17 protein-coding genes and 1 pseudogene are annotated in these 23,226 nt (G+C 60.3%); 7 read left to right on the plus strand and 11 right to left on the minus strand.

Going from position 1 to position 23,226, the window contains the following annotated elements:
* Positions 1-67: 67 nt before the first annotated feature.
* Together EXW71_RS01260 and EXW71_RS01265 are read left to right on the plus strand one after the other, a co-directional pair.
* A complete protein-coding gene (locus EXW71_RS01260; RefSeq protein WP_134657264.1) occupies positions 68-1,570 on the plus strand; it encodes an ATPase domain-containing protein in 1,503 nt (500 codons plus the stop codon).
* Entirely contained in the window at positions 1,567-3,249 is a 1,683-nt protein-coding gene (locus tag EXW71_RS01265; protein ID WP_134657265.1) for an ATP-binding protein, read from the plus strand. Before EXW71_RS01260 ends, EXW71_RS01265 begins: the two co-directional genes overlap by 4 nt.
* Before the next feature lie 117 nt (positions 3,250-3,366).
* Here the strand turns inward: EXW71_RS01265 and EXW71_RS01270 are convergent, their stop codons facing one another.
* From EXW71_RS01270 to EXW71_RS01290, 5 genes are all read right to left on the minus strand, one after another.
* Complete coding sequence (locus EXW71_RS01270; RefSeq protein ID WP_123718411.1) at positions 3,367-3,744, minus strand: response regulator; 378 nt, start codon at positions 3,742-3,744, stop codon at positions 3,367-3,369.
* A gap of 78 nt (positions 3,745-3,822) precedes the next feature.
* A complete protein-coding gene (locus EXW71_RS01275; protein WP_134657266.1) occupies positions 3,823-5,016 on the minus strand; it encodes a hybrid sensor histidine kinase/response regulator in 1,194 nt (397 codons plus the stop codon).
* Positions 5,010-5,609 carry a chemotaxis protein CheB gene (locus EXW71_RS01280; RefSeq protein ID WP_134657267.1) on the minus strand — a complete coding sequence of 200 codons (600 nt, stop codon included), beginning with the start codon at positions 5,607-5,609 and terminating at the stop codon, positions 5,010-5,012. Before EXW71_RS01280 ends, EXW71_RS01275 begins: the two co-directional genes overlap by 7 nt.
* Positions 5,606-6,436: a protein-glutamate O-methyltransferase CheR gene (locus EXW71_RS01285; protein ID WP_177421572.1), complete on the minus strand. Its 831-nt coding sequence runs from the start codon at positions 6,434-6,436 to the stop codon at positions 5,606-5,608. The genes EXW71_RS01280 and EXW71_RS01285 overlap by 4 nt, the downstream gene beginning before the upstream one ends.
* Positions 6,437-9,940, minus strand: a complete 3,504-nt coding sequence (locus EXW71_RS01290; protein ID WP_134657268.1) for a response regulator — start codon at positions 9,938-9,940, stop codon at positions 6,437-6,439.
* Between the two features lie 277 nt (positions 9,941-10,217).
* Here EXW71_RS01290 and EXW71_RS01295 point away from each other — a divergent pair, with 277 nt between their 5' ends.
* From EXW71_RS01295 to EXW71_RS01305, 3 genes are all read left to right on the plus strand, one after another.
* Positions 10,218-13,718 (plus strand): hypothetical protein, encoded by a 3,501-nt coding sequence (locus EXW71_RS01295; protein WP_134657269.1) that lies wholly within the window; start codon positions 10,218-10,220, stop codon positions 13,716-13,718.
* Positions 13,719-13,862: 144 nt separating this feature from the next.
* Positions 13,863-14,225, plus strand: a complete 363-nt coding sequence (locus EXW71_RS01300) for a response regulator (RefSeq protein WP_123718416.1) — start codon at positions 13,863-13,865, stop codon at positions 14,223-14,225.
* Between the two features lie 237 nt (positions 14,226-14,462).
* A complete protein-coding gene (locus EXW71_RS01305; protein ID WP_134657270.1) occupies positions 14,463-15,863 on the plus strand; it encodes a DUF1254 domain-containing protein in 1,401 nt (466 codons plus the stop codon).
* 46 nt (positions 15,864-15,909) lie between these two features.
* Here the strand turns inward: EXW71_RS01305 and EXW71_RS28920 are convergent.
* Positions 15,910-16,041: pseudogene (locus EXW71_RS28920) on the minus strand (DUF3313 domain-containing protein); the annotation flags it as partial.
* A 102-nt stretch (positions 16,042-16,143) separates the two neighbouring features.
* Between EXW71_RS28920 and EXW71_RS01315 the strand changes: the two are divergent.
* Positions 16,144-16,836: an aspartate/glutamate racemase family protein gene (locus EXW71_RS01315; protein WP_134657271.1), complete on the plus strand. Its 693-nt coding sequence runs from the start codon at positions 16,144-16,146 to the stop codon at positions 16,834-16,836.
* Here EXW71_RS01315 and EXW71_RS01320 read toward each other — a convergent pair.
* The 4 genes from EXW71_RS01320 to EXW71_RS01335 form a co-directional block, all read right to left on the minus strand.
* On the minus strand, positions 16,833-17,345 hold the full coding sequence (locus EXW71_RS01320) for a GNAT family N-acetyltransferase (protein WP_123718418.1): 513 nt from the start codon (positions 17,343-17,345) through the stop codon (positions 16,833-16,835). The genes EXW71_RS01315 and EXW71_RS01320 overlap by 4 nt on opposite strands.
* A gap of 61 nt (positions 17,346-17,406) precedes the next feature.
* Entirely contained in the window at positions 17,407-18,477 is a 1,071-nt protein-coding gene (locus EXW71_RS01325; protein WP_134657272.1) for a DUF1176 domain-containing protein, read from the minus strand.
* Between the two features lie 54 nt (positions 18,478-18,531).
* The gene (locus tag EXW71_RS01330; protein ID WP_134657273.1) at positions 18,532-19,671 is read right to left on the minus strand and encodes a glycerate kinase; all 1,140 of its coding nucleotides are present in this window, start codon (positions 19,669-19,671) and stop codon (positions 18,532-18,534) included.
* Between the two features lie 91 nt (positions 19,672-19,762).
* A complete protein-coding gene (locus EXW71_RS01335; RefSeq protein WP_134657274.1) occupies positions 19,763-20,869 on the minus strand; it encodes a sugar diacid recognition domain-containing protein in 1,107 nt (368 codons plus the stop codon).
* A gap of 160 nt (positions 20,870-21,029) precedes the next feature.
* On the opposite strand from EXW71_RS01335, the gene EXW71_RS01340 reads away from it, so the two are divergent.
* Complete coding sequence (locus EXW71_RS01340) at positions 21,030-22,340, plus strand: MFS transporter (protein ID WP_134657275.1); 1,311 nt, start codon at positions 21,030-21,032, stop codon at positions 22,338-22,340.
* Between the two features lie 110 nt (positions 22,341-22,450).
* Here the strand turns inward: EXW71_RS01340 and EXW71_RS01345 are convergent, their stop codons facing one another.
* Positions 22,451-23,155 carry an SDR family oxidoreductase gene (locus tag EXW71_RS01345; RefSeq protein ID WP_134657276.1) on the minus strand — a complete coding sequence of 235 codons (705 nt, stop codon included), beginning with the start codon at positions 23,153-23,155 and terminating at the stop codon, positions 22,451-22,453.
* Positions 23,156-23,226 lie beyond the last annotated feature (71 nt).

Here is a 23,226-nt window from a genome sequence, read left to right on the forward strand (position 1 = left end):
ACGGTCAAGTAAATATCGCGCGCTCAAAGCAGCGCGCACTTACTTGTACGTGACCTGAGGGCAGTCCTTGTCTACATCCAACGCGCTGTTCAGTGAAAAGGCGGCCACTGGCATCGAAGGTCTTGATGACATTCTTGCCGGAGGTCTTTCGCGCAGCCACCTGTTCCTGCTGGAAGGTGAACCGGGCACAGGAAAAACCACCGTTGCACTGCAGTTCCTGCAGGCCGGTGCCAAACAAGGCGAGCGTTCGCTGTATATCACCCTTTCCGAAACCGAGCGTGAATTGCGCCAGGGTGCCGAATCCCATGGTTGGCAGCTGGATGACAATATCCATATCTTCGAACTGACGCCGCCGGAAAGCCTGCTCAATGCCGAGCAACAGCAGAGCCTGCTGTACTCCTCGGACCTTGAACTCGGCGAGGCTACGCGGCAGATCTTCGAGGTGGTCGAGCGCGTCAAACCCTCGCGGGTGGTGATCGACAGCCTGTCGGAGATCCGCCTGCTGGCTCAAAGCTCGCTGCGCTATCGCCGACAGATTCTGGCGATCAAACATTACTTCGTGCACTTTGACACTACGGTCTTGCTGCTCGACGACCTGACCACCGAGGCGCTGGACAAAACCGTGCACAGCGTGGCGCACGGGGTTATCCGCCTGGAAGAACTCAACCCCAACTATGGTGCCGAACGCCGACGTGTCCGGGTGATTAAATACCGTGGGCAAAAATATCGCGGTGGTTTTCATGATTTCACCATCCTGCAGGACGGTGTGCATGTATTCCCCAGGCTGATCGCTGCCGAGCACCGCGCCGGTTATGTACGTCAAACCTTGACCAGCAGCATCAAGGAACTCGATGCGTTGCTGGGCGGTGGTATTGAAACCGGCTCAAGCACCCTGATTCTCGGCCCCTCCGGCACAGGCAAATCGCTGATCTCATTTGTTTTCGCCACGGCGGCGGTAGCCCGGGGCGAGAAAGCGGCGCTGTTTATCTTCGATGAGGAACTGGGCCTGCTATTCGAGCGCATGCGGCAGTTGGACATTGACCTTGAAGCGCTGCAAGCCACCGGCAATCTGTTGATTGAGCAGGTGGACGCCGCCGAACTCACGCCTGGCGAGTTCTCCCATCGCGTACGGCGTTGCGTGGACGAGCGTGGCATCAAGACGGTGGTGATCGACAGTCTGAACGGCTACGAAGCGGCAATGCCGGAAGAGAACGCGCTGATCCTGCACATGCACGAGTTGTTGCTGTACCTCAATCGTCGAGGCGCGGCAACGTTCATGACCGTCGCACAACACGGCCTGGTCGGGGACATGCAGGCGCCGGTGGATATTACCTACCTGGCCGATACCGTTATTTTGCTGCGTTACTTCGAAGCCATCGGCAGGGTTCGTCGTGCTATCTCGGTCATCAAGAAAAGGACCGGCGCCCATGAGTCGACTATCCGCGAGTACCGCATCAGCAAAGAGGGCATGACTATTGGCGCCCCCTTGGACAATTTCCAGGGCGTGCTGCGCGGTATCCCCACTTATGTCGGCACAGCCGGTCCGCTGCTTGAGGATAAGGGCCAGTGACAGGTTCTTCACCGGCCTCGGAGCGCGCGATCATTCTGGCGCCGCTGGGTCGGGATAGTGCATTGGCCTTGCAGATGCTCAACGAGGCCAACTACGGCGGCATTATTGCCGGCAGCCTGGGCGCCCTGTGCGAGGAATTGGAGCAAGGCGCAGGGCTGTTGATCATCGCCGCCGAAGCGCTGCGCGGGGTCGAGCTGGACCCATTGGTGGACTATCTCGCCCGGCAACCGTCCTGGTCCGATTTACCCATTGTGCTGATGACCCACCATGGCGGCAACGAGCGCAATGGTTCAGCGCACTTGAGTGCGCTGTTGGGCAACGTGACGTTTCTGGAACGGCCTTTCCATCCGGTGACCTTGATCAGCCTGGTCAGCGCAGCCTTGCGCGGCCGGCGGCGGCAATATGAGGCGCGGGACCGGCTGATAGAGCTGAGTGCGAGCGAGCGGCGCCTGCAAATCACCCTCGAGTCACTCGAACAGCAGGTGGAAGAACGCACGGCTCAGTTGCGCCACAACGAAGACGCCCTGCGGCAGTCGCAGAAAATGGAAGCGGTGGGCCAATTGACGGGCGGTATCGCCCATGACTTCAACAACATGCTCACCGGCATCATCGGCAGCCTCGAGATGCTGCGCAGGCGCGTTTCCCGGGGCAAGCTGGATGACCTCGACAGCCTGATCGATCTGGGTGTCACCTCAGCCAACCGCGCAGCCAGCCTGACTCACCGCTTGCTGGCTTTTTCCCGCCGCCAATCACTGGACGCCAAACCCGTCGACATCAACCAGTTGGTGAGTTCGATGGGGGAATTACTTAAACGCAGCATTAACGAAAGCATTGTCCTGGACATGCGCCTGTCCACCGACTTGTGGACCGCGGAAGCCGACCCCAACCAATTGGAAAGTGCCCTGCTCAACCTGGTGATCAATGCGCGGGATGCCATGCCAGCGGGCGGCAGGCTAGTGGTGGAAACCACCAATCGCCACCTCGACAGCGTGTTTACCGCCGCGTACGGCACCTTGGAACCCGGTGACTATGTCGAGTTGAGCGTCAGCGACACGGGCTGTGGTATCCCGGAGGGCCTGATTAACCGGGTGTTTGACCCGTTTTTCACGACCAAACCCATCGGCCAGGGCACCGGCCTGGGTTTGTCGATGATTTACGGTTTTGCCCGCCAATCCCACGGCCATGTGACGATTCACAGCGAGGTGGATAAAGGCACGACCGTGAGTTTGTTCCTGCCCCGATTCCTCGGTGAAATCACTCAGGCCGAGGCATCCGACCCTGCTCTGCTGCCGGTTGCCGGCGCGGAAGAAACCGTATTGATTGTCGAGGACGACCCGGCCGTACGTGTGCTGGTCAGCACGGTGCTCAAAGAACTGGGCTACGCCTTTGTTGAAGCGGGGGATGCCCCCAGTGCCCTGCCGATCATTGAGTCGGACCAACGCATCGACTTGATGATCAGCGACGTCGGTTTACCGGGCATGAACGGCCGGCAGTTGGCCGAGATCGGTCGACAGATCAGGCCGGGACTCAAGGTGCTGTTCATTACCGGGTATGCCGAGCATGCCGCGGTGCGTGGCGGGTTTCTCGATCCCGGGATGCAGTTGATCACCAAGCCGTTCACGTTCGACATGCTGACGGCGAAGGTGCGCGAGATGATCAACATCCGGCCCCAGGAGTAGGTCGCGGCTGAGCCCATGACGACAGGACGGTCATCATGGGCAGCGCTTATTGGGGCGCTGGCTGTGAGGTGGCTCCTGCCTGGCAACAGGATGGGTACTAAGCGACGTACCCTTTTATCAAGCCAGCAACTGCTGGATGTGCTCCTGCAGGGTATCGAGGTCGAACGGCTTGGCCAGGATCGGTGCGTTACGCGTGATCGGGCTATTGCAGTCGCGTATTTCCTGCGGGTAGCCACTGATAAAGATCACTTTCAGCTCAGGGCGCAGCTTGATCGCGGGCTCGGCGATCTGCACCCCCGAAATCCCACCCGGCAGACGGTAATCGGTCACCATCAGGTCCAGGTGCGGCTTGGTCGCGAGGATCTCGAAAGCCTGCTCGCCATCGGTCGCTTTCAAGACCCGATAGCCCAGCCCGCCCAGGTATTCACCCAATACGAACATAATGGATTCGTCGTCCTCGACGATCAGAACGACATCTTGCGCATCTTCACTCATGGGAAGCCTTTGTCCGGTCAATTGCTGCAGTTACGACCATGGGGTCACGCAGAGGTTGCGTCGAGGTGACGATTGATTTCATGCCGGCGCTGCCAATGGCAGGCACACACGAAACAAGGCGCCCTCGCCTATCCGGCTTTCCACTTCAATGGCACCGCCGTGCGCCGCAACGATCTGCTCGGAAATGAATAATCCCAGGCCGAGGCCGGCGGCCACCTGGCTGGCCGAGACGCGCTCGAACTGCTGGAAAATACGTTTCTGATTCTCCTCGCTGATACCAATGCCATGGTCGCGCACTTCTACCCGCGCCTCGCCATGCTCGGTGTACACCCGCACCTCTACCGGGCTCTTGGCCCCGTAGCGCAGGGCGTTGGTCAACAGATTGGTGACCACCTGTTCAATGCGGAACTCATCCCAGTTGCCCTCGACGGGCCCTTCACTCACCCATTGCAATGTCGAGCCGGCTGCCGCGACCTGCGGTGCGAAGTTTTCCACCAGGTCGCCCACCAGCCGGGCCAGGTCGAAGCGTGCCGGTCGAATCGAGAGTTTGCCGGTACGGATACGCGACACGTCGAGCATGTCTTCGATCAGGCGAATCAGGCTTTTGATTTGCCGCTCGTCGCGGTCGACCATGGCGTGCATCTTGTCCAGGGTGAACGCATCGGCATTCTCCCGAGCCAGGTGCATCTTGCGCAGCTGGGTTTCCAGGATCAGCCCATTGAGGGGCGTACGTACTTCGTGAGCGACGATCGACATGAAGTCATCACGCATGCGGACCGCCTGCTCCAACTCCGCCTGGGTAGCCTGCAGGCGCGCCAGCAGCAGCTCCTGTTCCCGTCGGCTCTGTTCCAGGGCTTCGACTTGCAGCTTCACGGCCTTGCTCTGGCGGTACAGGTCGACGAACACGTTGACCTTGCTCTTCACCGCATGGATATCCAGCGGCTTGTGCAAGAAGTCCACGGCGCCGCTTTCATAGCCCGTGAAGGCATAGTTGAGTTCACGGCCGGCTGCGCTGACGAACACAATCGGGATGTTCTTGGTCTTTTCGGTGCCGCGCATCATTTCTGCCAGCTCGAAGCCATTCATGCCGGGCATCTGTACGTCGAGAATCGCCAGGGCGAACTCGTGTTCCAGCAGCAGGGACAACGCCTGGTCGGCGTTCAAGGCCTTGAAGACCTGACGGTCCTCACGCTTGATCAGCGCTTCGAGGGCCAGCAGGTTTTCCGGCAGATCATCAACGATCAGCAGTTTGGCCTGGACAGTACTTAACATGAGGATTTTTCCAGGGTAGCCAGCAATGAGCTTATGTGGCTCAAAGTAAGAATATGGTCAGGTGTATGCAGTGACAGGGCCGCCAGGGGCATCACGGCAATCCGTGCTTCCGTGGGGTCCTGTACCACGGTGGTACCGCCCGACCGCTTGACGTGGGCCAGCCCCAGCGCGCCATCCTGATTGGCGCCGGTCAGGAGAATCGCCAGCAGGCCCTTGCCATAGGCGTCGGCGGCCGAGGAAAACAAGTAATCGATGGCCGGCCGGGAGTGGAATACACGGTCTTCCTGGCTCAGTGACAGGCTCCGGTCCTGTTCCACGGACAGGTGGTAGCCGGGCCCGGCGAAATACAACGTGCCAGGCTGGATCATTTCCTTATCCCGCCCTTCGCGTACGGGGATACGCAGGCGTCGCGCAAACACCTCGGCCAATTGGCTGCGACGCTCATCCGGCAGGTGCAGCACGGCGATGATCGGCAGGCCGAAACCCGCGGGTAATTCGCCAAAAATATGCAATAACGCCTCCACACCGCCGGCGGAGGCGCCGACGACGATGGCTTCAATCCCGTGAACCGGGTTGGCGGCAGCGTCGTTCATGATTTCCGGTAGATCCGCTCTTGCTTGACCAACGGCTCGAATTGCTTGCTGTAGGCGGAAAAGTCCAGGGTTTCCTTGCTGCCCAGCACCAGGAAGCCGCGATGACACAGCGACTCATGAAACAATCCAAACGCTCGATCCTGCAATTTTTTATTGAAGTAAATCAGCACGTTGCGACATGAAATTAATTGTGTTTCTGAGAATACACTATCGGTCGCCAAACTGTGATCGGCAAAGGTCACGTTCTCGCGAAGGGTTTTATCGAAAATCGCGTAATCGTAAGCCGCAGTGTAGTAGTCGGCAAATGAACGTTGCCCACCGGCCTGCTGATAGTTCGCCGTATAAGCGCGCACATTCTCCAGGGAGAAAATGCCCTGCTTGGCTTTATCCAGTGAGGCTGGGTTGATATCGGTTGCATAGATGATGGTGCGCTCCAGCAAACCCTCCTCACGCAGCAGGATCGCCATGGAGTACACCTCCTCCCCCGTGCTGCACCCGGCGATCCAGATCTTGATCGACGGGTAGGTTTTGAGTAGCGGCACCACTTCCTGGCGGATCGCCAGAAAGTGTGACGGGTCGCGAAACATCTCGCTCACCGGGATCGTCAGGAACTGCAACAACTGCATGAACGCCGCAGGGTCGTGCAACACCCGCTCCTGCAACGCCGAAATGGTTGCGCAGTCGAACTGGCGCATAGCATGGGCCACGCGGCGTTTGACCGATGCGCCGGAGTAATCGCGAAAGTCGTAGCTGTATTTGAGGTAAATCGCCTCGATCAGCAGGCGCAGCTCAATCTCGCTGCTTTTGTCCAAAAAACTGTGCTCCACTTAAATGCGTTCCATCTTGGGTAGCCACACGCGAATCAGTGAGAACAGGCGATCCAGGTCGATCGGCTTGGCCAGGTAATCGTTGGAACCGGCTGCAAGGCAGCGTTCCTGGTCATCCTTCATCGCCTTGGCCGTTACCGCAATGATTGGCAGCTTCTTCCAGCGCGGGTCCTGGCGGATCAAGGCGGTGGCCTCGTAACCATCCATCTCCGGCATCATCACGTCCATCAGCACCAGGTCGATATCCTCGACTTCATTGAGCTTGTCGATGGCCTCACGGCCGTTACGCCCGATCACCACCACTGCGCCCTTGTGTTCCAGGGCGCTGGTCAGGGCGAAGATGTTGCGCACATCATCGTCCACCAGCAGGATTTTGCGCCCCTCGAAGACCTTGTCGCGGCTGCGGGCGGTCTTGAGCATCTTCTGGCGATCATGGGACAGCTGGGATTCGACTTTGTGCAGAAAGAGTGTGACTTCATCCAGCAGACGCTCAGGGGAGCGCGCGCCCTTGATGATGATCGAGCGCGAGTATTTGCGCAGTTCGGCCTCTTCATCGCGCGTCAGGTTGCGCCCGGTGTAGATGATCACCGGCGGGAACGAGCAGATGTCTTCGGTGGCCATGCGTTTGAGCAACTCGTTGCCGTGCATGTCTGGGAGTTTCAGGTCGATGATCATGCAGTCGTAGATGTTGGTGCGCAGCAAGTCCAGTGCCGCCTGGGCGTAGCCGACATCGGTGATCTCGATGTCATCGTCGCCAATCAGGCGGGCAATGCTGTCGCGCTGCAGATCGTCGTCTTCCACCAGCAACACACGCTTGACCTTCTGGGTCAGCTTGGCTTCCAGGCGTGCGAAGACGTCCTTGAGCTCTTCGCGCGTCGTGGGTTTGACTGCATAACCAATAGCCCCCATGTGCATGGCAGCCTCAACGCGGTCTTCTACGGAAATCACATGCACCGGGATGTGGCGGGTGCTGGCGTGTTCCTTGAGGCGCTGCAGCACCGTCAGCCCGGAATGGTCCGGCAGGCGCATATCCAGCAGGATCGCGTCCGGCGTGAACTCCTCGGCCAGGCTGTAGCCTTCGTCCGCGCCGTGGGCCACCAGGCAGTGGTAGCCCAGTTCGTGGGCCAGGTCGAACAGGATACGCGCGAAATTCGGCTCATCTTCCACCACCAGAATGCACCGCGTGGCAAACGGGGCTTTGTCGCGATCATCGGCGAAGCGCGGAATCTGCTCGGCATCGACCACCGGCAGAGGGGACACCCTGACCGGTACCGGCACAGGTGCAGGCGCCGGCACGGCTTGGCGCAGGGGCTCGATCGGCGGACTGTCTGGCGTGCGTTCCACGTACTGTTCCGGCAGGACCAGGGTGAACACGCTGCCCTTGCCGGGCTCACTGGTCACACTGATATAACCGCCAAGCAAGGTGGCCAGGTCGCGGGAAATCGAAAGGCCCAGGCCGGTACCGCCGTAACGACGGTTGGTGGTGCCGTCGGCCTGGCGGAAGGCTTCGAAGATACTTTCCTGCTGGTCCGGGGCGATACCGATGCCGGAGTCGCGCACGGTGAAGGCAATGCCCTTCCCTGGCGCCTGGGAAACCGACAGGCTCACATCCCCCTGTTCGGTGAACTTGATCGCGTTGGACAGCAGGTTTTTGAGGATTTGCTCCAAGCGCTGGCGGTCGGTGAACAGCAGGGCCGGCGCGCCTTCCAGTATCTGCGCCTGGAAGCCCAACTTTCGATCAGCCGCCAGTGGTTCGAACATCCCACGCAGGCCATCCACCAAGCGAGCAACGCTGGAGCTCTCGGGGCGCACTTCAAGCTTGCCGGCTTCCACCTTGGAAATGTCCAGGATGTCGTTGATCAAGTTGAGCAGGTCATTGCCCGCCGAATAGATCGATTCGGCAAATTTGACCTGTTCGGCGCTGAGGTTTTCCTGGGGGTTCTCGGCCAGCAGTTTGGCCAGGATCAACGAGCTGTTCAGCGGCGTGCGCAGTTCGTGAGACATGTTGGCGAGGAATTCGGACTTGTATCGGCTGGAGCGCAGCAGCTCCTGGGCGCGGTCTTCGAGTTCCACCTGCGCCTGGTTGAGCTCGATGTTCTTGCGGTCCATGGCGTCGCGCTGCTCGGCGAGCGTCTGGGTCTGTTCGGCCAACTGTTCGTTGGTCTGCTCAAGCTCGGCCTGCTGGGTTTCCAGGTGGGCTTGGGATTCCTTGAGGATACGTGACTGCTCCTCCAACTCTTCGTTGGCGGTCTTGAGCTCTTCCTGCTGCACTTGCAGTTCTTCATTGAGCTGCTGGGTCTCCGCCAGCACCTCCTGCAAGCGCTGGCGGTAGCGGGCGGCTTCGATGGACGTGCCGATATTGTCGGCGATCAGTTCCAGCAACTCGATATCACGTTCTTCCAGCGAGCGCAGGAAGCCCAGTTCGATCACGCCGTTGACGCGGTCGTCATTACTGGTCGGCACCACCAGCACGCTACGGGCTGGCCCCTGGCCAAGTCCGGAGTTGACCTTGAAGTAGTCCACCGGCACATCGTCCAGGCGAATCAGGCGATCCAGCTGGGCGGCCTGCCCAACGATGCCTTCGTCGCTGTAAATCGATTGCTCCTGCTCTTCCTGTTCACGAGAAAAGCCATAGGTGGCCACACGCTTGAGGCCGCCGTGCTCTTCGCGCACGTACAGTGCGGCGACCGCAACCCCGGTGTACTGGGCAAAGAACTGCAGGATGTTGCGTCCCAGCATATTCAGGGTCAGTTGGCCGAGTACTTGTTCAGCCAGTTCGGTCTGGCCATTGCGCAGCCAGGCTTGCTGTTCGAGGCGGCGCGCGATCTTATGCTGCGACTCGAGGGTTGCGTTGTAACTCTTTGATAGAGCAACAAGATTTTTACGGCCGATATACGCCAGGAACGCGCTCAGGCCGAGAACAAAGAGCAGATACAGAGAGACACTGATCACCGTAGTACGGGTGACGTCTTCATTACGGGTGATACGGAACTGCTGCTCCATAGCCACCGCGTCGTCGTACTCCTTGCGAATCTCATCGGTCAGGCGTTTTCCACGGCCCGCCTTCACCGCACCGCGAAAGTCACCGCTGGTGCGCTGCATTTCAATCATCGACTGAGCGTATTGGTTCCACTCGATCTGCAACGCCTCAAGACGCTTGAGACGGTCCACCTGTTGGGGGTTGTCCGACACCAGGTCCTGGAGGTTGCGCAGGTCGGCAACGATGCGTGGCTTGGCCACTTCATAAGGGTCGAGGAAATGCTCGTCGCCGGTGATCAGAAACCCACGCATGCCGGTTTCCAGATCAACGGTCAGCTTGGAGGCCTCGTTAAGGTTATTGATGACCCGGTCGGTGTGCTCCACCCATCGAATGACTGATAACAAATAAGTGATCAGACACACGAAGAACACCGCACTGAGCACGCCCACAGCTAAAGGCAGCGCAACGTTTCGGCTCAGGAGGTTACGAAAGCTCTTTTCATCGACGGACGACGCAGGTGTCATGGGCATGCCTTGGCCAAGTGCGGAAAAAACGGGAGTTTGCCCCAAACTTGCCCATGAACGCCATTTTTCTACCGCACAACGACGAAAAGGACGACGCAGCTTTTGGAAAAGTCAGGCCGTCGCCCTGTGCATGCGGCGTTCGTCTTACTTCTCTTCACACTTCTTCGCACTCGGTACGGGAACGTCGACGCCCAGCCATTCCACCCAGGGACGCGCCATGAGAACAGGGAGGCTCCACCGCAAAGGCGCAACTTCATTCCCATAAAGGTGCTCCCAGATGACAACCTCCGTTCAACGTCTGTCACGCGCAACCCCGACGCTCCCCACACCTGTACCTGACAATACGCTGGCGCCCATACCCAGCAACGCGGCAGTCAAGATAAAGCCCAACCTCAAGACAGACCTGGCCGATAAACAAAACCTCCTCACCCTGGGCGATGCGCTGAGCCAACTGGCCAGGAGACTGGGCGCAGACGCCACGGCGCCGATGATAGTGGCGGCGCTGAAAACCACCTCGATGGCGATTGATCCTGACTCGCGCTACCCCCACGACGCCGGTCGCCAGGCCACCCTCGAGGATTTTATCGGCAGCCTCGGCTTACCCTTGCCTGACAGCCATTTCGCGCTCAACGGCCTCTCGGATGCAGTCATCGACCGTGGCCAAGTGCACCCCTTGGGCAATCTGGGCGGCGCGCTGTCGTGGCCGGTGCCGCTGAGCGCGGATGAGCAACGCCGCGTTCGGCTGATTACCATGAGCCATGTCGACCCCCACGGCCAACAACCGCAAGTGATGCAGACCAAGGGCCTGTTGCTGGAGTTTTTGCGACTACGCACGCCGCTCCCCGCGGGTGTACTCAACAATCCGGCCAAAGCGCTGGAAGCGCTGATCAGTTCGCCCGAAGGGCAATTGCTCGGCGAAACACTGCAGAAAACCATGCAGGGTGTCGCCACCGACAGCAGCACGATGGACTATCTGCTCGCCGCCGTGACCTTGCAACTGGACCCGGAGTCCATCATCGCGCCGCGTCGCAAAACGCTCGCCGGCTTCGATCTGGCCAGTGACAAGCACTGGGGCAAGCCGCTGTCCACAGTGGTCGATGGCCTCAAACAGCACCTGGTCGCCCAGGGAAAGACCAGCGCCGCCATGGCCGGCGTCGCTGCGCATGTCTTACTGGCGGGCCGCGCACCGGCCTTGCTGATCAAGGACATCCCGGCCAGCGTCACCTATGGCAGCCTGGCGTGGGTCAACCTGTCGGTGGCGGCGGCCACCATCGAAGCGCAAACGCCCGGCAAGGTCGCGAACATGACGTTCGCCGAAGTCATGCTTGCGGCTCGCAATGCCAGTCTGGCGGACCCCGCCGTGACCGAACGCGTGCAACGCGAAGTCCTGGTGGATTGGGGCGTGGCTAACGGGGTGTTGGCCAGGAAGGACGATCAACGCTATAGCCTCGATGAACTCACCACCCTGCTCCGTGAGTTCAATGCCCGTAGAACGCTGATAGGCACCGCTACACACGCCTTGGATGCAGACATTCCGTCGCGTAAAGCAATGGCGTTGGCCGAGCTGAAAAAACGCTTTCCCGAGCAACAGGCCCTGTTTGAAGAGAAGCTGATTCACATCAGCCGCAAGGAAACCACATCCGACGGCGGCGTTGGCTATCGAACCTTGGAGGTCGGGCCGCACTCGATGCTGGACGTCGCCATGATGGACTTGCCGGACGCTGATCTGGCATTCACCTGCGACGACACGCGCGTGCCGCTGGCGGCCTTGAACGCCAACCCTCGGTTTGGGGTGGCCAAGGCCTTCGAGTCGCAGTTCGCCAGCACCGTCAAAGATAAAAAGGCCGCCATCAACACCTACGTCAAACACTTGATCAGCCAGGCGCCCCTGGCTGTCCGCGAAGATCTCGAATACGGCAAGATCAGCTTCTTCCAGGAGCATTCACGTACCTTGGGGCCAGGGTTCACCGGGTCTACGTCACATCCCAAAAATGAGCAACTGCTGGTCAAGATCGAGCGCGATGGGGTGACCAAGGCCTACGCGATCAGCTTCAACAAAGGCACGATAGAACCGGTCGGGCCGTCGCGGGCAAGCGCCCAGAATCGCCGCGCCGCCAACGTTGTGCACGAAACAAAAGCCTTCACCCCCAAAGGCGACGTCGCCGTCCGTCGTGACGAACAAAAGCGCCCGGATCAATCTCCCCCGGACAGCTTCAACTCAGGGCGTACCGGCCTTATCGCCGACGCCTTCGTACAGCATGTCGACCTGGATGACGATGCGATCAAACAACAGGCCCGCGGCCTCACAACCGCCGACAACAACCGCAGGCGCGGCGAGGCGGTCAGCGAGGCCATACTGGACCTGATTCCCTTTCGCGCGGCGTTCAATAACTTTCGCAAAGGTAATATCGGCGAGGGTTTGCTCGACTTGGGCCTGGACTTGTTCGGCATCGTGACCGCCGGCGTGGGCACCGCCGGCAAGGTGATCAAGATCGCCGGCACCGCCACTTCAACCGCCACCAAGCTGGCACGCGCGGTCAAGGTGATCGGAATGGCGACCTTCAGCTCACTCAATCCTTTAGGAGGGCTGGGTGATGCGGCGCTGGGTGCCACCCGATTAGTCGGCAGCGGGTTCTCGAAGGGTGTCGAGTGGCTCAACCACGTGAGGGGCGCCACCGGTGGCTATGACTTATTAAAGGCTGCCAGCAAGGAACATGGGCCAACCTTGATCGGCACTTACAAGGTGAGCGGGATAGAGACCGAAGGGGTCGCGGTCCTGAAAAATGATCATTGGTATAAATATGACCCCGTCACCAATAAACCCTATGGCATGCCCATCGACGGTTTTTCCCCACGCGGCGCGCCTGAGCTTCATGCCCTGACCGGGGTGACCAGCGAGCCTGCGTATTTAAAGCTGCACAACAACATCGTTAACGCGACAAAAACGGAGAATTACCCTGCCTACAAACAAGGGTATTTGACCGGACGCCTGGAAGAGTTGCCTGGGTATCGGGATGGAATGGGCAGCTCACAACTCAGGAAACTGGCTGAGGCGCCCGGACGCCCGCCGCACGAGGTCGGTATTCTGAGCCGGGAATTGAAGCGTGCCTATGTCAGGGACGGTGAATACACCAGCGCATTACTCCTTCATGATGTGATGGGGCCTGGTGTGTCGGTGCTGCCTTTTTCACAGGCGCATTACAACGCATACGTTGACTTGCCCTCTGTCGGGGAGTGCGCCGGCATTTCCTATGCCATGGCGCTGGCGCTTCACCAGGGGACCGAGGAGCAGCTTGTGAAGAATTTGCTCAAGGTCGCCGAAGACCCTGCGAGTGCCGCCAATGCACCATTCGCAACGCATTTGCGCAACCTCCAGGACGCGGTGAAAAAGCCGAGTTCATTCCACTTCGGCGGGCAGGTGGAAGTCGGATACGACGAAATCATCGAGAAAATGCTCACGTCTGGAACCTCGACGACAATCAGGATCGGCACCGTGGACCATGCGATGCTGGCCGGGGTGCAAATCAAAAACGGTAAGCCGGAGTGGTTTTTTTTCGATCCCAACGCCGGCCTGGTCAAATTCACCAACTTGAAGTCGATGGAAAGAGGCATGGAAGAATTGCTCAACAGTGGCCAATCTGCGGCGCTGCGCAATACGCGCCGGACGCTTACGGGCAAACGAGCCTACAGCATCAGCATATTTGAGCCCGGCCATGTGAATAATCGACCCGGCATTAACCCGGATGTGGTGAGAGATCTCTCCAGTGTTGCGTTGTAAACCATGACGTACCGGGGCATTCTGCGCGCCTGACATCATGCGGCCAGTAAGTTTTTCGGAACTTGCTGGCCGCGTGACTACTCATTAGTTGAGTTGACTCAGCCCTGCCTGACCTCTGTACCTTTACTTTCAGGAATGTTCACTATGCCGTCCCCTGCCTCCACCATCCTTGTAGTCGAAGATGACGCCATCGTGCGCATGCTGATCGTCGATGTGCTTGAAGAGTTGGAGTTCCATGTACTGGAGGCCGCTGACGCCGCCGAAGCGTTGGCAGTGGTCAACACCGACCAAACCATCCACCTGATGATGACCGATGTCGGCCTGCCCGACATGGACGGCAAGGAACTGGCGACCCAGGTGCGTCAATTGCGCCCCACCCTGCCCATCCTCTTTGCCAGTGGTTATGCCGAAAACATTGATGTACCCGCTGGGATGCAAGTGATCGGCAAACCGTTCTCGATCGATCAATTGCGCGACAAAGTCAAATCGATGTTGCCCGACGCTTAACCCTTTCTTCGCGACGCAGTACACCCTAGACAGTGGTTTGCCCTGCATCAGGGCAAACAGGCGCGGCAAGCCTGCGGGCGTGGCGCCGTCTGCTACCCTGCACAACTGCGCCGTACCGTTACCACCCCAATAGTTCACCTGTTTGCTGGGATTAACGTGACGTTCGGCGAATAAAACTGGAAACTCAGCGTTTTAATCTCACGCCCTTTAAAAAGCACTCAGGAAGGACGCAACAACATGATTGGAAAACCGACGCGCCTGCTGTTGGCGAGCCTCTCGATATTGATGAGCACCGGTGCCTGGGCCGACTTCACGGCAACTCCGACTGAAGCCCGCGCCATCGCCAAGGAAGCTTATTTGTACGGCTACCCGGTGGTAGAAATGTACAAAACGCTCTACACCCAGGCCGTTGATAAAGGTGGCGCCAATTTCAAGGCCCCGTTCAACCATATCGGCAACACCGCCCAGGTCGTCACCCCCAAGGACACTGCGATACCCACTCCGAACCCGGATACGCCCTACTCCTTCGTATGGATGGACCTGCGCAAAGAACCCCAGGTACTGACCCTGCCCAAGATCGAAGACAACCGTTACTACTCGGTGCAGTTGATCGACCTCTACACGCAGAACATCGCCTACCTGGGCACCCGCAGCACCGGCAACAATGGTGGTCACTTCATGATCGCCGGGCCGGACTGGAAAGGTCAGCAACCGGTCGACATTGATCGCGTGATCTACAGCGAAAGCAACATTGCCTACGCCCTCTACCGCACGCAATTGTTCGATGAAAAAGACCTGGGCAAGGTCAAGCAGATCCAGAGCGGCTATAAAGTGCAACCGCTGAGCGGCTACGTGAAGCAACCCGCGCCGGCCAAAGTCGCGAAGATCGAATGGCCCAAGCCAATGGCGACCATGACCGAAAGCCCGCAGTTGTTCCGTTACCTGAACTTCATGCTCAGCTTCGCCTCCCCTCAGGACAGCGAAAAAGACCTGCTGGCCCGTTTTGCCAAGATCGGCATCGCGCCGGGCGCACCGTTCAAGGTCAATCAACTGACCGCCGAGCAGCGTAAAGCCCTGGAAGACGGGATCGCCGATGGCAAGGCGGAGTTCGCTGCCTTCAAGAAAGACAAGATCGACACCCACCAGGTCTCCAGCGGCGACCTGTTCGGCAGCCGTGACCGCCTGAAGAACAACTACCTTTATCGCTATGCCGGGGCCAACCTGCACATGTTCGGCAACTCGCCCGACGAAGCCGCTTACCTGACCTACTCCGTTGACAGCGAGGGCAAGCCCGCCAACGGTGCGCGCCACAGCTACACCGTGCATTTCGCCAAGGACCAGTTGCCGCCGGCCGACGCGTTCTGGTCGCTGACGATGTACGAGGCCAAAACCAAACTGCTGGTGCCCAACCACAAGAAACGCTACCTGCTCAATTCGCGGATGCTGCCCAACTTCAAGCTCGACGCCGATGGTGGCCTGACCCTGGCGCTGCAACACCACGAGCCGCCGAAAGCCGAACAAAGCAACTGGCTGCCGGCGCCGCCCGGCCCGTTTTATGCCGTGCTGCGGATTTACCTGCCCAAGCCCGAGGTGGCTAACGGCCAATGGCAGCTCCCACCGTTGACGCCGCTCAAGTAGCTTTTGCATAGGAGCGGGCTTGCTCGCTCCTACCTGCACAGAACTATCAGTGTCTGAACCTGGCGAAGGATTGATGCAGATCCGAGGCCCAACCATCGACGACGCTTTTCACATCATCAGCCTTCATTACCTGTGATTCATTGGACAGGGGCTTGCCGGTGCCTTTGTGTATCACCTGGGTGAGCGGTGAAACTGCACCGGTCATTTCGCGGGCAACTGCGTATGACTAATCCACGGCCGGTGGGTAAGGTGAAGCGACAGTCCTTGTCAGGAGCATCGCATGCGTACCATCGGCCTTATCGGCGGCATGAGCTGGGAGTCCAGCGCCGAGTATTACCGCATCATCAACCAGCGCGTGCGCGACCAGCTCGGCCCACTGCGCTCGGCGCAGCTGTTGATGTACAGCGTGGACTTCGGCCCGGTGGAACGCGCCCAGCATGCCGGGCGTTGGGATGACACCGCGCTGATCCTGGAAGATGCGGCGCGCCGCCTGCAGGCCGGGGGTGCCGACTGCGTGGTGTTGTGTACCAATACCATGCATTTGGTGGCGCCGCGGATCGAGGCGGCGGTGTCGATTCCATTCTTGCATATCGCCGACGCCACCGCAGCCGCAGCACGTGAAGCAGGCACCCTGACGGTAGGTCTGCTGGGCACGGCATTCACCATGGAGCAGGATTTTCTCAAGTCACGCCTGGCTGCCCAAGGCTTGACCGTGCTGGTGCCGGATGCGGACGAACGCAAGGCCGTGCACCGGATCATTTACGAAGAGTTGTGCGTGGGTGTCATCAGCGAAGCGTCCCGTCAGGTCTACCAGCGGGTGATCGACAACCTCGCCGCGCGGGGTGCCCAGGCAGTTATCCTCGGCTGTACCGAGATCTGCCTGCTGATCCAGCCCGAACACAGCGACCTGCCGCTGCTGGACACCACCGAGCTGCATGCGCGGGCTGCGGTGGCGTTTGCTTTGCAGGACTAAGCCGGCGTGCGTATGCGCGCCATGCTCAGCGCGTCGACAAAACCACCATCGCGCACGCCGTAATCGCGCAGACGGCCTTCAACCTCGAAGCCGAACTTACGATACAACGCGTGCGCGGCTTCGTTGTCGGCATAGACCGTCAATTCGACGCGGCGCAGGTTCATCCAGTTGTCAGCCACTTCCAACGCAGCGCTCAATAGCCTGGAACCCACGCCCTTGCCCTGCCACGCGGTAGCGACCCCCATGCCCAACCCCGCGATGTGGCTCTGACGAACGCGGGCATTCTGCTCCATTCCCAGATTGCCGATGACTTCACCGCCATGCATCGCCACCAATTGCAGCCGCCGTTCGTTGTCCATCACCAGGCGCTTGCGCCAAGCCTCCACCGATTGGAAAGGCATTTGCAGCACCTGACGGCAAACGGCCGGGTCGTTATAGAGCGCCGTGACGCCCTCAAGATGGGCTTCGGTAAAGCGCTGGATGACGATATGGGGTTCAGGTGCGTGCATTGTGTTTCATCCTTTGAAAGACAAGTGGCGGGCCAGTGTAGAGGCCAACCGCGCCCACTGGCTAGGGCGCTGGAACTGTCGACCACAGCGACGGCCAATCGCCCGGACCCACCCCGGTGCAGCGCGGCATCATCTGGAACTCACGCAGTTGGAAGGCCTTGCCGTCATACACCCAGACGCCTGCGGCGCCGCAATCGCCGATCCCCCGCTGTTTGTAGAAATAACTCAAGGTACCGGTGGCTTCGTCATACCCAACCGAGCCTTGCAGCGCTGCGCCGTCCAACGGCAACGGTTGGATAGTCAATGGGGTTTCGCCATAAGGGGCCTGACGCTCACGACGGGTGACCTCGTATTCGCAGTTGTAGGCGGCGCAGTCGTAACGCACCACGCTCATGGCTTGAGTTGCACTCAGCGCGCCGACTTCGGCCTGCGGCGCCATTTCGGTGTCCGTGTCCGTGATGGCTTTCAAGGCAGCGGCCGCCAGGGCGGTCTGTTCTTCGGCGGTCAGCGGCGGCGCAACCGGGAACTTGCGCAAGACCGGCACGGGCACGCGCGCCGGCACATGGCTGGCGGCCCCTTTGCCTGGCCGCGCCAGTGCCGTGACGTTATCCAGGCGTCCTTGCACCGCATCCATCAACAGCAGCGAAGCACTCAGGCCTTGGAGTGACACCTGTGCGCTTTTATCGCCCGGCACCTGCAAACGCTGACCATTGCGCAAGCGCTGCAACCACAGGCGAGCCGGTGCTTCTTCGAGCACACCGTAGGACTGTACCTGGTCATCACCGCCCTGATCGTCCAGCTCCACATGCAACGCCTGCGTCAGCTCCAGGCCCAACGGTTGACCATCCAACAGCAACGTAGAAAGGTCCACGGCCTCGCCACGATAATCAAAACGCAAACGCAGCGACGCCTGCGGCCCAGCCTGGTGCCAGATATGCAGGGTCAGAGAGCTGTAGTCCTCCTCATCGACCCCGCTGGGCGCGCTGAGGGCATGGCAATTGCGCAGGTTGTCGCAACCGATGACCCAGTTCTTGATTTCCCGTAGCAAGGGCACGGTTTCGGCGGGGGGTTGAGCGAAGGCTTGTGACGTGGCGCCGGCCAGCGACAGGGCCAGGAATACGGGGCGTAGCATGGGGGACTCTCCGTGTCTGAAAGGCGCGGATTGTCCCATGTTCACTGCATGGCGTCAGCGGCCGGAAGCGGTCCGCCACACCCGCGCGATATCTGCCGCGCGCTCGCGTAACAAGCGCGGCGCTTCACTGCAGGCACGCTCCAGGCTCATCGGTCCGTTCGGCAAGGCGAACGCTGCCGCCACGCCATGGGCGTACATCTGTTCATAGCCGTCGCCCAGGGTGCCTGCGATCACGATCACCGGCACCTGGTGCCGCTGGGCGATACGTGCCACGCCGAAGGGGGTTTTACCGCGCAGGGTCTGGGCATCGAAACGGCCCTCGCCGGTCATGACCAGGTCGGCACCGCGGACGGCATCGTCCAGGCCAACCAGCTCGGCCACTACGTCCACACCGGCACGAAATTGCGCGCCGAGAAACGCTTTGGCGGCAAAACCCAACCCACCGGCTGCGCCGCTGCCGGGTTCGTCGCGCACATCCTTGGGCAGGACCTTGGCGCAGTGGTCGGCGAAGTGGCCGAGGGCTGCATCAAGCTGTTGGACCTGTTCGGGGGTGGCACCTTTTTGCGGGCCGAAAATGGCGGACGCCCCCTGGGGACCGCACAGGGGGTTGTTCACGTCTGCAGCGATGTCAAAACGCACGCGGGCCAGGCGAGGGTCCAACTGTTCCAGGTCGATACGCGCCAGCCCCGCCAGCGCCAGGCCACCGGCAGGCAATGGCTGGCCGTTGCTATCGAACAGCTGCACGCCAAGGGCTTGCATGGCGCCGGCGCCGCCATCGTTGGTGGCGCTGCCGCCAATGGCCAGGATGATGCGCTGGGCGTCGAGGTCCAGGGCGGCACGGATCAACTCTCCAGTGCCGTAAGTGCTGCTGGAGCATGCATCACGCTGTCCCGGGGGGACCAACTGCAGGCCGCTCGCTTCAGCCATTTCGATAATCGCGGTGCGGCTGTCGGCCAACCAGCCCCAGCGTGCCTCTACTGTGCCGCCCAGTGGGCCATGCACCGGTTGGCGACGCAGTTCGCCGTTGCACGCGGCGAGTACCGCGTCCACCGTACCTTCACCCCCATCCGCCATCGGGCATTGGACCAGTTGCGCATCCGGCCAGACGTGGGCGAGCCCTTCGGCAATCGCCCGGGCAACGCCTTCAGCACTCAGGCTGTCTTTGAACGAGTCGGGGGCGATGATGATTTTCATGGGCTTTCTCCGATTTTTATAACGCCCATGCTGCCAGTTGCCTGCGGGGATGACGCCGGTCCGATGCACAAGTGTGAGTGAGGTTTGTTGTTCATTCCGACAAAGCCTGTGGCAACAGCTGTACGCCCAGGTAGAGAGCGAGCATGCCGTCCAGGGTCAGTGGGTCGACGCCGCTGAGTTCGGCGATACGCTCCATGCGATAACGCAAGCTGTTGCGATGGATGCCCAGGGCATCAGCGCACGCCTGGCTTTGGCCGTCGTGTTCGCACCAACTGCGCAAGGTGGCGAGCAACTGGCCATTGCTGTCCTTGGCCAGTACTTTGCGCAACGGGTTGAGCAATTCGTCCAGCGCATCGTCGTTGCGATGCCGCCAGAGCATCACCGGCAGGCGATAACGGTTGAGGGCCAGCAGGCGTGACTGGGGCAATACATCCCGACCGTAGGCCAGCAAATCGCTGACACGACGATAGCAACGACGCAGCCCGGCCAAGCCATCGGCCTGCCCGCCTACGGCCACACGAAGGATGTTCCAACCCAGGCCATCGAGTTTTTCCAGCAGGCGTGGGTTGTCCACCGGCACCGATGCCGGGCGACACCACAACAGGGAGAACTGCGCCGAGCTGACACACCAACTGTCCGGGTAGCGGCTGCTCAGCCAGGCACTCAACGCCTCGGCCGATTGCCCCGGACCCAGCTCGAACAGGTACGGCGTACGTGCCATCTGCGGCTTGAGGCCCAACTGCTGGGCTTCGTCCACCAGTCGCGGTGAGTCGCCGCTGTCGGCCAGCAGCAAGGCGAGCAGATCGTCACACCGCTGGCGGCGCCATTGCTGTTCGGCCTGCTGGTGCCGATGGCTCACCAGCATTTCAGCGGTCATGCGCACCAGTTCGGCGTAGGTGCGCAGCCCTTCGGGTTCGCCGGTGATCCCCAGCACACCGATCAGGCGTTGATCATGCAGCAACGGCAGGTTGATACCCGGTTGCACGCCTTTGAGGTGCTTGGCGGTCTGGCCGTCGATTTCCACCACGCGACCATTGGCCAGCACCAGCTGTGCACCTTCATGGCGGGTATTGATGCGCTCCGGCTCGCCGCTGCCCAGGATCAGGCCCTGGCTGTCCATAACGTTGACGTTATAGGGCAGGATGGCCATGGTGCGATCGACAATATCCTGCGCCAAGTCATGATCCAGCTCGAACATGGGGCTATTTTCCTGAAAAGCGGGTTGTTCAGCGGCACAGCGCAAAGGACGCTTGACTGTGCGCAGGCACAAAGACAGTAGCCCATCCCGTCACCGAGACTGGTTGGGCGATCAACGTTACCCTCGCATCGCGAAAAATCATAATAAAGAGAGAACCCTCATGTCACAGAGCGCCGCTGCCACACTGGCCACCGATGACGATAAAAACGCCATCTATCAGCGCATTACCCTGCGCCTGATCCCCTTCATCTTTATCTGTTATCTGTTCAATTACCTCGACCGGGTAAACGTTGGCTTTGCCAAACTGCAGATGCTCGATGCGTTGAAGTTCAGCGAAACCGTGTACGGCCTTGGTGCCGGGATCTTCTTTATCGGCTACGTATTGTGCGGCGTACCGAGCAACCTGGCACTGACCCGGTTCGGCCCACGGCGCTGGATTGCGCTGATGATGATCGTGTGGGGCACATTGTCCACCTGCCTGCTGTTCGTCACGACGCCGACGCATTTCTACACGTTGCGCCTGTTTACCGGTGCCGCTGAGGCCGGTTTCTTCCCGGGCGTGGTGCTGTACCTCTCGCAGTGGTTCCCGACCTTCCGCCGCGGGCGCATCATGGCGTTGTTCATGTCGGCGATCCCGGTGTCCGGCTTGCTCGGCAGCCCGTTCTCAGGCTGGATCCTCAACCACTTCGCGGCGGGCCAGGGCGGCCTGGCAGGCTGGCAGTGGATGTTCCTGTTGCAGGGCATCCCCACCGTGATTCTGGGTGCCCTCGCCTACTTCCTGCTCAGCGACAACTTCGCCAACGCCAAGTGGCTCAAGCCCCACGAGCGCGCCGTACTGGAAGCCGACCAGGCGACCGATCTGGCGAACAAACCCAAGACCACCAGCGACTCATTGGCCGAAGTGTTCAGGAACCCGGCGATCTGGGCGTTCGGCCTGATCTACTTCTGCATCCAGAGCGGCGTCTACGCGATCAACTTCTGGCTGCCGTCGATCATCAAGAACCTGGGTTTCAGCGATAACCTGGTGATCGGCTGGCTCAGCGCTATCCCGTATTTGCTGGCGGCGGTGTTTATGCTGGTGGTGGGTCGTTCCGCCGATTTGCGTAAAGAGCGGCGCTGGCACTTGGTGGTGCCGATGTTGATGGGCGCGGCAGGCCTGCTGATTGCGGTGAATTTCGCCACCACGCCTGCCATGGCGATTCTTGGCCTGACGATCGCCACCATGGGCGCCCTCACCGGCCTGCCGATGTTCTGGCCGGTGCCCACGGCAATGCTCAGTGCCGGTGCGGCCGCGGGCGGGCTGGCGCTGATCAACTCCATGGGCCAGATGGCCGGCTTCCTGAGCCCGTACATCGTCGGTTTTGTGAAGGATGCAACCGGGTCCACGGATATCGCGTTGTACCTGCTGGCAGCGGTGATCGTCGCCGGCAGCCTGTTGGCGCTGCGCATGACGCGAAGCCTGCGGACCTGACCGCGTATTGCTTCCACGCACACCCGCGCGTGGAAGCCACTCATCAGCAGGTTGCCCGAGGGCGGCCTGGCTGAATCACAAACGCGTTCTACACCCAACTCTGCCCAGGCCTATAACAAGCCACCGCCGTCAATGTCGATGATAGCTCCGGTCATAAAGCCATTCTCCATGGCCAGCACATACCCCGCCGCCACTTCTTCAGCCTGCCCTACCCGCCCAACCGATAAACCCGCGCCCGCCTTGGCGAACATCGCCAGGCGCTGTTCCTCTGCCAACCCGGCATAGGCCGGTGTATCGATCACCCCCGGGCTGACCACATTGACCCGGCGCGGCGCCAGTTCTTTGGCCAACTGCTTGCCCAGCGCTTCGGTCGCGGCATTGATGCCGGTCTTGATGAACTGGCCGGGCGCCAATTTGCGGCCCAGTTGGCCCGAAGTCAGGCTGATGCTGCCGTGCTGATCCAGATACGGCAGCGCCTGTTGGATCGCACGCAAAGCGCCCCAGAGTTTCACGTTGAAATTTTCCTGGGCCTCGATCAAATCCGTCTCGATGAGTGGCTTGGCACGCACCGACGGGCCGGACGTATACACCAGGTGATCAAAGCGGCCTACGGTTTCGAACAGACGCTGCAAGGAAGCGGTGTCGGTGACGTCGACGGGTTCGCTGCGCAGGCCGTCTTCTACACCGGATGTCAGCCGACGCCCGGCCAACACCACCTGTGCACCACGGGCGGCGGCGGCCTTGGCCACTGCTGCACCGATACCGCTGCTGCCACCGATCACGATGACTGTTTTACCGTTGAGGGAAGCGTTCATTGAGAAACATCCAGGTCAGAAAGTGAGCGTTCATCTTCCCAGCTTGGCAATCAGCGAAAAATCCCGGTAAA

The sequence above is a fragment of the Pseudomonas sp. BCA17 genome (assembly GCF_004519405.1).
In the GTDB taxonomy this organism is placed as follows: domain Bacteria; phylum Pseudomonadota; class Gammaproteobacteria; order Pseudomonadales; family Pseudomonadaceae; genus Aquipseudomonas.

What these genes read in the sequence shown, in the direction of transcription:
- EXW71_RS01330 (WP_134657273.1), bottom strand. Translation starts at nt 19,671, where the DNA reads ATGAAAATCATCATCGCCCCCGACTCGTTCAAAGACAGCCTGAGTGCT.
- EXW71_RS01300 (WP_123718416.1), top strand. Translation starts at nt 13,863, where the DNA reads ATGCCGTCCCCTGCCTCCACCATCCTTGTAGTCGAAGATGACGCCATC.
- EXW71_RS01340 (WP_134657275.1), top strand. Translation starts at nt 21,030, where the DNA reads ATGTCACAGAGCGCCGCTGCCACACTGGCCACCGATGACGATAAAAAC.
- EXW71_RS01275 (WP_134657266.1), bottom strand. Translation starts at nt 5,016, where the DNA reads ATGTTAAGTACTGTCCAGGCCAAACTGCTGATCGTTGATGATCTGCCG.
- EXW71_RS01345 (WP_134657276.1), bottom strand. Translation starts at nt 23,155, where the DNA reads ATGAACGCTTCCCTCAACGGTAAAACAGTCATCGTGATCGGTGGCAGC.
- EXW71_RS01335 (WP_134657274.1), bottom strand. Translation starts at nt 20,869, where the DNA reads ATGTTCGAGCTGGATCATGACTTGGCGCAGGATATTGTCGATCGCACC.
- EXW71_RS01290 (WP_134657268.1), bottom strand. Translation starts at nt 9,940, where the DNA reads ATGACACCTGCGTCGTCCGTCGATGAAAAGAGCTTTCGTAACCTCCTG.
- EXW71_RS01325 (WP_134657272.1), bottom strand. Translation starts at nt 18,477, where the DNA reads ATGCTACGCCCCGTATTCCTGGCCCTGTCGCTGGCCGGCGCCACGTCA.
- EXW71_RS01280 (WP_134657267.1), bottom strand. Translation starts at nt 5,609, where the DNA reads ATGAACGACGCTGCCGCCAACCCGGTTCACGGGATTGAAGCCATCGTC.
- EXW71_RS01315 (WP_134657271.1), top strand. Translation starts at nt 16,144, where the DNA reads ATGCGTACCATCGGCCTTATCGGCGGCATGAGCTGGGAGTCCAGCGCC.
- EXW71_RS01270 (WP_123718411.1), bottom strand. Translation starts at nt 3,744, where the DNA reads ATGAGTGAAGATGCGCAAGATGTCGTTCTGATCGTCGAGGACGACGAA.
- EXW71_RS01295 (WP_134657269.1), top strand. Translation starts at nt 10,218, where the DNA reads ATGACAACCTCCGTTCAACGTCTGTCACGCGCAACCCCGACGCTCCCC.
- EXW71_RS01305 (WP_134657270.1), top strand. Translation starts at nt 14,463, where the DNA reads ATGATTGGAAAACCGACGCGCCTGCTGTTGGCGAGCCTCTCGATATTG.
- EXW71_RS01320 (WP_123718418.1), bottom strand. Translation starts at nt 17,345, where the DNA reads ATGCACGCACCTGAACCCCATATCGTCATCCAGCGCTTTACCGAAGCC.